This window comes from Uliginosibacterium sp. H1 (assembly GCF_036017065.1).
Lineage (GTDB): Bacteria > Pseudomonadota > Gammaproteobacteria > Burkholderiales > Rhodocyclaceae > Uliginosibacterium.
Genome location: NZ_JAYXHR010000001.1, coordinates 980,698 through 994,432, shown reverse-complemented (window position 1 = coordinate 994,432; position 13,735 = coordinate 980,698). Strand labels below are relative to the sequence as shown.

Annotated in this window: 8 protein-coding genes; 7 read left to right on the top strand and 1 reads right to left on the bottom strand. The window is 63.9% G+C overall.

Going from position 1 to position 13,735, the window contains the following annotated elements; genetic code table 11:
- Positions 1-15: 15 nt before the first annotated feature.
- From VVD47_RS04515 to VVD47_RS04485, 7 genes are all read left to right on the top strand, one after another.
- A complete protein-coding gene (locus tag VVD47_RS04515) occupies positions 16-2,859 on the top strand; it encodes a 2-oxoglutarate dehydrogenase E1 component (RefSeq protein WP_327602207.1) in 2,844 nt (947 codons plus the stop codon).
- 33 nt (positions 2,860-2,892) lie between these two features.
- Positions 2,893-4,161, top strand: coding sequence for a 2-oxoglutarate dehydrogenase complex dihydrolipoyllysine-residue succinyltransferase (odhB, locus tag VVD47_RS04510; protein ID WP_327602206.1), 1,269 nt, complete (start codon positions 2,893-2,895; stop codon positions 4,159-4,161).
- A 134-nt stretch (positions 4,162-4,295) separates the two neighbouring features.
- Complete coding sequence (lpdA, locus tag VVD47_RS04505) at positions 4,296-5,720, top strand: dihydrolipoyl dehydrogenase (protein WP_327602205.1); 1,425 nt, start codon at positions 4,296-4,298, stop codon at positions 5,718-5,720.
- A gap of 106 nt (positions 5,721-5,826) precedes the next feature.
- A complete protein-coding gene (gene zapE, locus VVD47_RS04500; RefSeq protein WP_327602204.1) occupies positions 5,827-6,939 on the top strand; it encodes a cell division protein ZapE in 1,113 nt (370 codons plus the stop codon).
- A gap of 431 nt (positions 6,940-7,370) precedes the next feature.
- Positions 7,371-8,966: a pectate lyase family protein gene (locus VVD47_RS04495; protein WP_327602203.1), complete on the top strand. Its 1,596-nt coding sequence runs from the start codon at positions 7,371-7,373 to the stop codon at positions 8,964-8,966.
- A 123-nt stretch (positions 8,967-9,089) separates the two neighbouring features.
- Positions 9,090-10,742: a pectate lyase family protein gene (locus tag VVD47_RS04490; protein ID WP_327602202.1), complete on the top strand. Its 1,653-nt coding sequence runs from the start codon at positions 9,090-9,092 to the stop codon at positions 10,740-10,742.
- Positions 10,743-11,107: 365 nt separating this feature from the next.
- Positions 11,108-12,706 (top strand): pectate lyase family protein, encoded by a 1,599-nt coding sequence (locus VVD47_RS04485; RefSeq protein ID WP_327602201.1) that lies wholly within the window; start codon positions 11,108-11,110, stop codon positions 12,704-12,706.
- Between the two features lie 394 nt (positions 12,707-13,100).
- On the opposite strand, the gene VVD47_RS04480 is transcribed toward VVD47_RS04485, so the two are convergent.
- Entirely contained in the window at positions 13,101-13,646 is a 546-nt protein-coding gene (locus VVD47_RS04480) for a hypothetical protein (protein ID WP_327602200.1), read from the bottom strand.
- Between the last annotated feature and the right edge of the window lie 89 nt (positions 13,647-13,735).

Below are 13,735 nucleotides of genomic sequence, written 5' to 3'. Positions count from 1 at the left end.
CAGAGGCCACATCTCATGATGAACCAATACCTGGGCAACTCGTACCTCTTCGGCAGCAACGCGCCGTTCGTGGAGGAACTGTACGAGGCCTACCTGGAAAACCCGGCAGCCGTGCCCGACCAGTGGCGCGACTATTTCGATTCACTGCAGAACCTGCCCGGCGCCGGCCGCGACGTGGCGCATGCGCCCGTCATCGCGTCCTTCGCACAGGCTGCCAAGCAGAGTCGCGCCAGCGGCGCCGCAACCGGCGTGGCCGACAAGCGCCAGGTCGGCGTGCTGCAGATCATCAACGCCTACCGCTTCCTCGGTAACCGCTGGGCGCAGATCGATCCGCTGAAGCGCCAGGAGCGCCCGGCGATCGCCGAGCTGGAGCCGTCGCACTACGGCTTCACTGAAGCCGACCTGTCGGCGCCGTTCAACATCGGCTCGTTCCAGTTCCAGCAGAACCCGCAGGCCACCCTGCGCGAGATCCTGGAAGCGCTGCGCCAGACCTACTGCGGCTCGATCGGCGCCGAGTACATGTACATCAGCGACATCGCCCAGAAGCGCTGGATCCAGGCCCGCCTGGAACCGATCCGCTCCACGCCGGGCTTCGACGTCACGACCAAGAAGCGCGTGCTGGAGCGCCTGACCGCCGCCGAGACGCTGGAGAAGTACCTGCACACCAAGTACGTCGGCCAGAAGCGCTTCTCGCTGGAAGGTGGTGACTCCGCCATCGTCGCGATGGACAACTTCATCAACACCGCCGGCAAGCTGGGCGTGCAGGAAATCGTCATCGGCATGGCCCACCGCGGCCGTCTGAACGTGCTGGTGAACACGCTGGGCAAGAGCCCCGCGACGCTGTTCTCCGAGTTCGAAGGCAAGCATGCCGACGACCTGTCCGCCGGTGACGTGAAGTACCACAACGGTTTCTCCAGTGACGTCACCACCCCGGGTGGTCCGGTGCACCTGTCGCTGGCGTTCAACCCGTCCCACCTCGAGATCGTCAATCCGGTGGTGCTGGGTTCGGTGTATGCGCGCCAGAAGCGCCGCAACGACACCGAGATGAGCCAGGTCATGCCGATCCTGATCCACGGCGACGCCGCGGTGGCGGGCCAGGGCATCAACCAGGAAATCCTGAATTTCAGCCAGACGCGCGGTTACGGCGTCGGCGGTGCGATCCACCTGGTCGTCAACAACCAGATCGGCTTCACCACGTCGGACCCGCGCGATGCGCGCAGCTCGATGTACTGCACGGACATCTTCAAGATGGCTGATGCACCGGTGTTCCACGTCAATGGCGACGATCCCGAAGCTGTGGCGCTGGCCTGCCAGATCGCCGTCGAGTTCCGCCAGACTTTCAAGAAGGACGTCGTCATCGACCTGCTGTGTTTCCGCAAGCTCGGCCACAACGAGCAGGACGAGCCGATGGTCACGCAGCCGCTGATGTACAAGAAGATCGCCCAGCACCCCGGCACCCGCAAGCTGTACGCGGACAAGCTGGTGGGTCAGGGCGTGTGTACCGGTGGCGAGCCGGACCAGATCATCGCCGACTACCGCGCGCACCTGGATCGCGGCGAGCTGCTGTACAACCCGGCGCTGGCCGGCCACAACCGCAAGTTCGCGGTGGACTGGACGCCTTTCATCGGCCACGAGTACACCGATGAATCCAACACCAGTGTGCCGCTCAACGAACTGAAGCGTCTGGCCAAGCGCCTGACCGACCTGCCGGAAGGCTTCACGCTGCATTCCCGCGTGGCCAACATCGTCGAGGCCCGCAAGGCCATGGGCGATGGCAACCAGCCGCTGGACTGGGGCATGGGCGAGAACCTGGCCTACGCCACGCTGCTGGCCGAAGGTTATGGCGTGCGCATCTCCGGCCAGGACGTCGGTCGTGGCACCTTCTTCCACCGCCATGCCGTGTTCCACGACCAGAACCGCGAGCGCTGGGACGCTGGCAGCTACATTCCGCTGCAGCACGTGCAGGATGGCCAGGCCCCGTTCCAGCTGTTCGACTCGGTGCTGTCGGAAGCCGGCGTGCTCGGTTTCGACTACGGCTATGCCACCACCGAACCCAACCAGCTGACCGTGTGGGAGGCGCAGTTCGGCGACTTCGGCAACGGTGCGCAGGTCGTCATCGACCAGTTCATCAGCTCTGGCGAAGCCAAGTGGGGCCGCAAGTGCGGCATCACCATGCTGCTGCCGCACGGCTACGAAGGCCAAGGTCCGGAGCACTCCTCCGCCCGCCTGGAGCGCTACATGCAGCTGTGCGCGGAAGACAACTGGCAGGTCTGCGTGCCCAGCACGCCGGCGCAGATCTTCCACCTGCTGCGTCGCCAGCAGAAGCGCCCGTTCCGCAAGCCGCTGGTGGTCATGACGCCCAAGTCGCTGCTGCGCCACAAGGACGCCGTGTCGACGCTGGAAGAACTCGCCAATGGCCAGTTCCAGACCGTCATCAGCGAAGTGGACCCGCTCGATGCCAAGAAGGTGAAGCGCATCGTGCTGTGCAGCGGCAAGATCTACTATGAACTGCTGGCCGAGCGCCGCGCGAAGGGGCTGAAGGACATTGCCATCGTGCGCATCGAGCAGCTCTATCCGTTCCCCGAAGCTGCGTTCGACGCCGAGATCAACAAGTACCCGAATGCCAAGGAAGTGGTGTGGTGTCAGGAAGAGCCGCGCAACCAGGGCAGCTGGTACTGGTTCGTGTCGCGTCAGCACCTCGCGAAATGTCTGCGCAAGGATCAGACCCTGCACCTGATCTGCCGTCCCGCTTCCGCCTCGCCGGCGGTGGGGTACTACGCCAAGCACAACGTGCAGCAGAAGGCCGTCATCGAAGGCGCGCTCGGTGCGCTCAATCAGGACTCGGCGCCGGCAAAGTAGCCGTCCGCCCAAAGGAAGCAGAGGAATAACAACATGCTGATCGAAGTGAAAGTTCCGCAGCTGTCGGAATCCGTGTCGGAGGCAACGCTGGTCTCCTGGCACAAGCAGGAAGGCGAAGCCGTTGGGCGCGACCAGAACCTGATCGACATCGAGACCGACAAGGTCGTGCTGGAAACCCCGGCGCCGGCCGATGGCGTGATCGTCAAGATCATCAAGGGCAACGGCTCCACCGTGACGAGCGGTGAAGTCATCGCCCACATCGACACCGAAGCCAAGGCGGGTGCTGCTGCGCCGGCCGCTGACGCCAAGCCGGCCGCGGCTGCTCCCGCTGCAGCACCGGCTGCCGCTGCCAGTGCAGGTACCGGCGCTGCCGGCTCCGGCCCGGCCGCCAAGAAGATCCTCGCCGAGAAGGGCGTCGATCCCTCCACCGTGCAGGGCAGCGGCCCTGGCGGCCGCATCACCAAGGCGGATGCGCTGGGCGTGTCCAAGCCGGCCGCTGGCAGCAGCGTCAATGCTGCCGCCGTGGTGCCGGTGACTGTCGGTGCCGGCCAGCCGCTGCCGCAACCGCCGGCCCCGGTGGCTGTCGAGTCCGTGCTGGGTGACCGCCCGGAACAGCGCGTGCCGATGAGCCGCCTGCGTGCCCGCGTGGCCGAGCGCCTGCTGCAGTCGCAAGCCACCAACGCCATCCTGACCACGTTCAACGAAGTGAACATGGCGCCGGTGATGGAGATGCGCAAGAAGTACCAGGAGAAGTTCGAGAAGGAGCACGGCGTCAAGCTGGGCTTCATGTCGTTCTTCGTGAAGGCCGCCGTCGCCGCGCTGAAGAAGTACCCGGTGCTGAACGCCTCGGTCGACGGCAATGACATCGTCTACCACGGCTACTTCGACATCGGCATCGCCGTCGGCTCGCCGCGCGGCCTGGTGGTGCCGATCCTGCGCAATGCCGACCAGATGACCCTGGCCGACATCGAGAAGAAGATCGCCGAGTACGGCGCCAAGGCCCGCGACGGGAAGCTCAGCATCGAAGAGCTCACCGGCGGCACGTTCTCGATCTCCAACGGCGGCATCTTCGGCTCCATGCTGTCGACGCCGATCATCAACCCGCCGCAATCCGCGATCCTCGGCATCCACGCCACCAAGGACCGCCCGGTGGTGGAGAACGGCCAGATCGTCATCCGCCCGATCAACTACCTGGCCATGTCCTACGACCACCGCATCATCGACGGTCGCGAGGCCGTGCTGGGTCTGGTGACGATGAAGGAAGCGCTGGAAGACCCGGCGCGCCTGCTGCTGGAAGTCTGACCGGACGAAGTGAAACGTGAAAAGTGAAAGGTGAAACGTAGCGCGGCGTCTGCGCTCCTCCCTCCCCCGGCAGGGGGAGGGCCGGAGAGGGGGCATCACGCTTCACATTTCACCTTTCACCAAAGGAAAGAGACATGAGTCAAGAATTCGACGTCGTCGTCATCGGCGGCGGCCCCGCCGGCTACGTGGCGGCCATCCGTGCCTCGCAACTGGGCCTGAAGACCGCTTGCTGCGAATCCCAGCCCTATGCCGATCCGAAGGGTGAGCCGCGTCTGGGCGGCACCTGCCTGAACGTGGGTTGCATCCCGTCCAAGGCGCTGCTGCACTCGTCCGAGCTGTACGACCAGGCCAACCATTCCTTCGTCATGCACGGCATCAAGACCGAAGGCGTGTCGATCGACGTGCCGACGATGATCAAACGTAAGGACAACATCGTCACGCAGCTGGTCACCGGCATCAAGGGTCTGTTCAAGAAGTACAAGGTCACCTTCCTGCCCGGCCACGGCAGCTTCCTGGCCGACGACAACGGCACCTGGCGCGTGAAGATCGGCGAAGAGGAAGTGCGTGCCAAGCACGTCATCATCGCCACCGGCTCCAGCCCGCGTCACCTGCCGGGCATCCCGGTCGACCAGAAGCTGATCGTCGACAACGTCGGCGCGCTGGACATCGCCGACGTGCCGAAGAAGCTGGGCGTCATCGGCGCCGGTGTGATCGGCCTGGAGATGGGCTCGGTGTGGAAGCGCCTGGGTTCCGAAGTCACGGTCCTCGAAGCCATGCCGGACTTCCTGGCTGCCGCCGACAGCGCCGTTGCCAAGGAAGCCTGGAAGATCTTCACCACCAAGCAGGGCATGAAGATCAGCCTGGGCATCAAGCTGAAGGAAGTCACCGCCAAGAAGAATTCGGTCGTCGTGAAGTACGAGACCGAGGAAGGCGAGCAGACCCAGGAATTCGACAAGCTGATCGTCGCCGTGGGCCGCGTGCCCAACACCGATGGCCTCAACGCCAACGCTATCGGCCTGCAGCTCGACGAGCGCGGCCGTGTGAAGGTGGACGAGCACTGCTCGACCAACCTGCGCAACGTGTGGGCCGTGGGTGACGTGGTGCCCGGCCCGATGCTGGCGCACAAGGGCATGGAAGAGGGCGTGATGGTTGCCGAGGTGATCGCCGGCCAGGCGGGCCACATCAACTACGACACCATTCCCTGGGTCATCTACACACATCCGGAAATCGCCTGGGTGGGCAAGACCGAGCAGGAGCTCAAGGCCGCCAACGTGCCGTTCAAGGAAGGCAAGATCCCCTTCCTGGCCAACGGCCGCGCACTGAGCCAGGGCGACAGCACCGGTTTCGTGAAGGTGCTGGCGCATGCCGAGACCGACACCATCCTGGGCGTGCACATCATCGGCACCAATGCTTCGGAGCTGATCGCCGAAGCCGTGACCGCCATGGAGTTCGCTGCGTCGTCCGAGGACATCGCCCGCATCAGCCACGCGCACCCGACGCTGTCGGAAGTCATGCACGAGGCCATGCTGGCGGTGGAGAAGCGCTCGCTGCACTTCTGACCGATCGTCATTGCCTGTAGCAAGGAAGGGAGAAGGAGGAGGGGAGGGCAATGCGCCCGGCCTGTAAAGGCTGCCCTGCTCCTTCTCCCTTCGTCCTTCCAGAGACATGTCCTACCGCATCCTCAACGTCCCCGAGAACGGCGTCATCGACGCCTACGAAACGCAGCTCAAGCTGCGCGGCTACAAGTCCGATCCGGCGCAGCGTGGGGCGGTGAACCGCCTGCAGCAGCTCTACACGCAACTGCTCGACTTCAAGGCGCGGCGGCGCAACGCGCTGCGCAAGCTGTTCATCCATCCCGAGCCGCCGAAGAGCGTGTACCTCTGGGGCGGCGTGGGGCGGGGCAAGAGCTTCATCATGGACTGCTTCTTCGAGGCCGTGCCCTACACCCGCAAGCGTCGCGTGCACTTCCATGCCTTCATGCAGGAGGTACACGGCCGGCTGCGTGCGCATGCCGGCAACGAGGACCCGCTGTCGCAGGTGGCGGACGAAGTGGCCCAGCAGACGCGGTTGCTGTGCTTCGACGAGTTCCACGTCTCGCACATCGCCGAGGCGATGATCCTGGGCCGCTTGCTGGAAGCGCTGATGAGTCGTGGCGTCATCTTCGTGATGACATCCAACTATCCGCCGGATGGCCTCTACCCCGGCGGCCTGCAACGGCAGAACTTCCTGCCGGCCATCGAATACCTCAAGGCCCACTTCGATGTGAAGGAAGTGGACGACGGCACCGACTACCGTCTGCGTGAGCTGCAGCAGATGAACATCTTCCTGGTGCCGGCCGGGACGGAGGCTGACAGCGTGCTGGAAGCGCACTTCGAACGCATTGCGGGCGTGGAGGGCCGCGCCGGCAGCCTGAACGTGCTGGAACGCGAGATCCCGGCTGTGCGGCTCGCGCCCGGCGTCGCTTGGTTCAGTTTCGCCATGCTGTGCGGCGGGCCGCGTTCGCAGAACGACTACCTGGAAATCGCCCGCGAGCACCACACCCTGGTGGTCTCCGACATTCCCGTCATGGGCCGCGACCAGAGCAACGAGGCGCGGCGCTTCACCTGGCTCATCGACGTGCTGTACGACTCCCGCACCAAGCTGATCGCCAGTGCCGAGGCCGAAGCCCACACCTTGTATCGCGAGGGGCCCAACGCGCAGGAGTTTCCGCGCACGGTGTCGCGGCTGGTCGAGATGCGCTCGCACGCCTACCTGGCCGAGGCTCACCGGCCTGCCTGAACCCTTGGCGCCCCTGACCGTAGCCTCCCCGAAAGGCTCGCGTCAGGCCTGGCACAAGGCCGTTTCAAGCATTTTGGTTTTTCGGGTAAACCAATACGGCCGTCCGCTCTGTAGTTTCTGCAGGCTTGCGACGCTGGCGGGTCGATTTTGCCGATTTTCCGTGTCGCGCAAGAGGCTCCGGATAAGTCTTTGTAAGACTTTGGTTTAGCGGATGCTGCACTGCGTTTCGGCGCAAAGCCAGACGTAGAGCGGTGTGCAGCATTCACGGTTTTTGAAGTTTGATGCTTGAACTATCTAGGGAGACTTGTCAGACTGTCAGTGTTACAGACGGGTTTCTGCAGTCACGACCGGGCTGTGACCCGACCACCTCAGCTACGCGGCAAAGCGGGCGAGAGTGGCCGGAACATAATTCCAACAGGAGACAACAAGTCATGAAGTTCAAGCTCAACCCTGTGGTTGCAGGGCTGTTGTTGGTTGCTGCCCAGTCGTCCTTCGCTGCGCCCACCGGTGGCTTCTCCACCGCTGACGGCAACATCGGCAGCGCCCGCAAGTTCAGCGCGTCCACCTTCGAACAGATGCAGGCCATCATCGACGCCGCGCGTTACGACGATGCCGGCAAGAAGGTTTCCACCGGTGCCTACCCGCTGCACATCACCTACACCGGCAACGAAGATTCGCTGATCGCCACCATCGTGCGCGACCACACCGTGGATGCCTCGGGCAAGTGCCCGAAGCCGCACTGGAGCGACACCTACCGCAAGGTCGAGATCAAGAACTACACCGCTGGCGTGACCATTGAAGGCGCCAACGGCTCGTCGGCCAACTTCGGTATCGTCATCAGCGGCGGCTCGAACAACGTCGTCGTGCGCAACATGAAGATCGGTGCCCTGGGCGGCGCGTCCAACGACGCCGACATGATCCGCATCGACAGCGGCTCCAACGTGTGGGTCGACCACAACGAGCTGTTCGCGGTGAACAACGAATGTGCTGGCTCGCCCGACGGCGACCTGACCTTCGAGAGCGCGATCGACATCAAGAAGGACTCGCACAACATCACCGTCTCGTACAACGTCATCCGCGACAGCAAGAAAGTCGGCCTGGATGGTTCGTCGTCCTCCGACATCGGTGGTGGCCGCGAGATCACCTTCCACCACAACATCTACCGCAACGTGAACGGCCGCCTGCCGCTGCAACGCGGTGGCTGGATCCACGTGTACAACAACTTCTACGACCAGATCACCGAGTCGGGCATCAACGTCCGCACCGGTGGTTACGCGCTGATCGAGAAGAACTGGTTCCAGAACGCTGTGAACCCGGTGACCTGCCGCTACGACGTGGTCAACTGCGGCAAGTGGGACCTGCGTGGCAACAACGTCACCAGTGCAGCCAGCAACGCAACCTACAACATCACCTGGACCGATTCCGGTGGTGGCGTGAATGCTGACACCTGGACCACCACGGGCGCCTTCCCGAAGACGCTGACCTACACCTACGAACCGGTCACCCCGCAGTGCGTGAAGGACAAGCTGGCCAACTACGCCGGTGTGGGCAAGAACGGCGCGCAACTGACGGCCTCTGCTTGCGGCACTTCGTCGTCGTCCAGCTCCTCGTCCTCGTCGGGTGGTAGCAGCTCTTCGTCGAGCAGCTCGTCGAGTTCGTCGTCCTCGTCTTCTTCGAGCAGCAGCTCCAGCTCGTCGTCGTCCTCGAGCAGTTCGTCGAGCTCCTCCTCGTCGAGCAGCAGCTCCAGCTCCAGCTCCAGCTCCAGTTCTTCTTCCTCCAGCAGCTCGTCCTCGGGCGGCTCGGCACCGGTGCTGGGTGGCACGGGTGACTACCCGAGCGGCTTCTCGAAGTGCGCCGAACTGGGTGGTACCTGCAACGTGTCCAAGGGCACGGGCTGGGTGGCCTTCGGCCGCAAGGGCAAGTGGGTGAGCAAGTACGTCGGCGTGGGCAACAGCGTCGCCTGTACCGTGTCCGCCTTCGGCAGCGATCCTGGCGGCAGCCCGAACAAGTGCTCCATCCAGAACTGAGCGCCGCGGCCTGACCGGCGACACAGAAACCTGCCACCCCGGTGGCAGGTTTTTTTTGGCCCGCGCTTTATCGATGTGGCAGTCTGCGGGCTGCATCACCACAACAACGAGGAGAGACAAACGATGAGAAAGACATGGATCGGCCTGGGCCTGCTGGCCCTGAGCCTGGCCGGCACGGCCAGCGCGGCCAACCGCCCGAGTGGCTACGTGACGGTGTGCAAGGAAGGCGCGACCTGCACGCTGGGCAGTGCGGCGAACGTTGCCTTCGGCCGTGCCGACCAGTTCATCTACAAGACGCTGGCGGCGGGGGTGCTGTCATGCACCGAGGCTACCTTCGGCGGTCGCATCGGCGGGGGCGTCAATGAATGCTCGGTGCCGTCGAGCCCCGGGTCTTCATCCAGCTCTTCGTCGAGTTCTTCTTCGAGCTCCTCATCGAGTTCGTCTTCCAGCTCCTCCTCCAGCTCATCGAGCTCGAGCAGTTCTTCTTCCAGCAGCTCCAGTTCATCTTCGAGCAGCTCGTCATCCAGCTCTTCGTCGTCGTCCTCGTCGTCTTCCGGCTCGTCCTCCTCCGGCAGCGGCCCCGCGGCGCCCGCGTTGAAGGGCTTCGGCACCGAGACGGTGGCCGGCAGTGGTGGGCGCATCATCCGCGTCACCACGCTGGCCTCCACCGGCGCCGGCTCCTTCCGCGAAGCCCTGGCCGCGAGCGGCCCGCGCATCATCGTGTTCGAAGTGGGCGGCGTAATCGACCTCAACAAGAGCGACCTCAAGATCACCGAGCCCTTCGTGACCATCGCCGGCCAGACCGCGCCGTCGCCCGGCATCACGCTGATCCGCGCCGGCATGAAGATCAACACCCACGACGTGCTGATGCAGCACATCCGCTTCCGCATCGGCGACGCCGGCGCAGCGAAGGGCAGCGGCTTCGAGAAGGACGTGGCGATCGAGGGCGCCAGTGCCTACAACATCGTCGTCGACCATTGCAGCTTCGCCTGGGGGACGGACGAGAACCTGTCCGTGTCCGGCCCGCGCTATGACGGCCCGAACGGCACCGCACGCCGCGTCACGCTGTCGAACAACATCGTGGCCGAAGCACTGCACGACTCCTCGCACGCCAAGGGCACCCACTCCATGGGCTCGCTGATCCACGACAACGTCACCGACGTGGCCGTCATCGGCAACCTGTACGCCCACAACGATGAACGCAACCCCTGGTACAAGGGCGGCGCCACCGGCGTCATCGTCAACAACCTGATCTACAACCCCGGCGTGTGGGCCATCCGCATGGGCACCATCGAGAGCGAATGGTCCGGCCGCACGCTGCCGCCCAACCCGCGCGTGGCCATCGTCGGCAACGTCATGCACCACGGCGTGAACACCAAGTCCGGCCTCGGCCTGGTGGGCAGCAACACCACCGGTGGCGACGTGTGGATGACCGACAACCTTGCCTACGACCGCAACGGCGCCAGCGTGCCGCAAACATTCGGCACTGGCATCAGGCAGCTGAGCGCGGCACCGGTGTGGCCTACCGGCCTGTCCGCATTGCCGGTGGGCTCGGTGACCGAGCAGGTGCTGCAGCATGCCGGCGCCCGCCCGCGTGACCGCGACGCGGTGGACACGCGCATCGTCGACAACTTCCGCCAGCGCAAGGGTGCCCTGGTCAACAGCCAGAGCGAGGTGGGCGGCTATCCGACGGCAACGATGACGCGCCACACGCTCAACGTGCCGGCAACGGGCGTCAACGAATGGCTGCAGCAACTGGCCCAGGCGCTGGAGTGAGTCGCACGCCATAAGGTTGCGCCGGGCTGGTTGCGGCGCGCACTGGCGTGCCGCACCGAGCCAGACAGGACAGCCCGCATCAGCGGGCTGTCTGCTTTTCCGGGGCGCGGGAGCAGGGCACCGACGCTGGCGGACGACAGCCCGTGTGACAGTCTGACGACAAGCTGCCAGGCGCGGATCCGCGGCTCCGCCGTACATCGGCTGGCATCCACCGGTCTGGATCGGCAACCTTGAAAGAAGGATGGCGCGCTTGTCAGACTAATGTCGCCTGTTGCCAGATCTGCGCAGCGGGTGGTCGGCGGTATGGACACCACCGCCGGCGCGCTACCCCAATACAAGAAAATCCTTCTCGGAGAGAGGTCACCATGCAATTCAAGCTAAAGCCGCTGGCTGCGGCATTGTCCTTACTCGCCTGTACGACGGCCTTCGCGGCCCCGACCGGCGGTTTCTCGACTGCCGACGGCAACATCGGCAGCGCCCGCAAGTTCACCGCGTCCAGCCTGGAACAGATCCAGGGCATCATCGACAACGCACGCATCAACGACGCAGGCACCAAGGTCTCGACCGGTGCCTACCCGGTGCACATCACCTACACCGGCAACGAAGATGCGCTGATCGCATCGGTCGTACGCGACCACACTGTCGACGCCTCCGGCAACTGCCCGAAGCCGCGCTGGAGCGAGGCCTACCGCAAGGTTGAAGTGAAGAACTTCACCGCCGGCGTGACCATCGAAGGTGCCAACGGCTCGTCGGCCAACTTCGGCATCGTCATCAACGGCGGCTCCAACAACGTCGTCGTGCGCAACATGAAGATCGGCGCGCTGGCCGGTGCTGCGAACGACGCCGACATGATCCGCATCGACAGCGGCTCCAACGTGTGGATCGACCACAACGAGCTGTTCGCCGTGAACAACGAGTGCAAGGGCTCGCCCGACGGCGACCTGACCTTCGAAGCCGCGCTGGACATCAAGAAGGATTCGCACAACATCACCGTCTCGTACAACTACATCCACGATAGCAAGAAGGTCGGCCTGGATGGTTCTTCCGCCAGCGACATCGCCAACGGTCGCGAGCTGACCTTCCACCACAACATCTACCGCAACGTGGACGGCCGCCTGCCGCTGCAACGTGGTGGCTGGGTGCACGCCTACAACAACTTCTACGACCAGATCACCGGCTCCGGCATCAACGTGCGTACCGGCGGCTCGGCCCTGATCGAGAAGAACTGGTTCCAGAACTCGCTGAACCCGGTGACCTGCCGTTTCGACACCGTGAACTGCGGCAAGTGGGACCTGCGCGGCAACAACGCCACCAGCGCGGCCGACAACGCCACCTATGGCATCTCCTGGGATGACCCGGGCAGCGGTGGCATCAACGCCAACACCTGGACCACCACCGGCGTGTTCACCAAGACGCTGCCCTACACCTACGAGCCGGTCTCCCCGCAGTGCGTGAAGGACAAGCTGGCCAACTACGCCGGCGTGGGCAAGAACGGTGCGCAACTGACGGCCTCGGCCTGCGGCAGCACGTCGAGCTCGTCGTCCAGCTCGTCCTCGTCCGGTGCCGGCAGCTCGTCGAGCTCCTCGTCGTCTTCCTCGTCCTCGTCGGGTAGCGGTTCGTCGAGCAGCTCTTCCAGCAGCTCCTCGTCGTCCTCTTCCTCCAGCTCCTCGTCGAGCAGCTCCAGCTCGTCCTCCAGCAGTTCGTCGAGCTCGTCGTCCACCAGCTCGTCTGGCGGCACGCCGCCGGTCCTGTCCGGGACGGGTGATTATCCGAACAACTTCTCCAAGTGCTCGGACGCCGGCGAGACCTGCACGGTGCGTCGCGGCACCGGCTGGGTGGCCTTCGGCCGCAAGGGCAACTGGGAGCTGAAGTACGTCGGCGTGGGCAACAGCGTCGCCTGTACCGTGGCCGCCTTCGGTCGCGACCCGGGTGGCAACCCGAACAAGTGCTCGTTCCGTAACTGATGAGTACGCGGCCGGGATAACCGGTCGTTCGTAGAAAAAACAGCCCGCGATTGCGGGCTGTTTGCTTGATAGACCTTGTCGACTCAACGGAGGGGACACGGTTGTCGCGTCTGTACGCAGTATCGCTCCGTCATTCCTGCGAAGGCAGGAATCCAGTGTCGTTGGTTTCGTCTTTGGTTACTTGCCGGCTCCCGCCGTGAGCGGGGTGGTCACTCGTTACGCTTGGCCGGGAGTTCGCCCCGGCGGGCGAGCTACCTTTTGCTGCGCGGCAAAAGGTAGCCCAAAAACGCGCCCCGCTTCCGTCGCCACGCTTCGTGTGGTCCCCTGCGCTGCGCGCCATGCCGAGCGGCTGCGGAACTCGCGCTTACGCGCTCAGACAGTCCTCGCCGTCGCGCTACGCGCGATCCCTCGTCACGGCTGTGCTGCTCGGCGGCTGCAGAGGGGAATGGGGCCGTGCAGATTCGTCGGCCTTACCTGAAAGCCGAGTGAGGGGCGGTTCGAGTGAAGCGCCATCCTTCCTCGATCTGTTAATAGCCCCGCTACGAATGGCGATACGGATAGCAGCAATCAGAAGCAAGGCGATAGACATGCTGGTTGCAAAAGCCTTGGCAGATACATTGCCGCCGACTTGAGACCACAGAAGTTTGTTGCTGTGGGCAATCCCGACAACTTCATCGTCATCGTGCCAGATGTTGACGTACTCGTTTCTTGACTGAATTGCGAGCATCGAATCAGCGGCACATCCACCAGTTTTATCTTGATGACAAGAGAACTGGCTTCCGTCATCTGCAACGAAAACTGTCTCCGTTACACCATGCATTGCTCTGGTGATCGACTGAACCCGAACACGCTCCTGTGGAAATGATGTCAAGGGCGTGGTGTCTGCATGCCAGGCAATGGCCGCAAAAACAGTCGAAAGGATGAGAAGCAGAATGTTCATTCCATGCAACTTTAGAGCCCGTATATCGAATCGTTCGGCATTTGCGCTGAACAATCAAGCGAAGCGCAGCGCGCCGAATAATACGACCT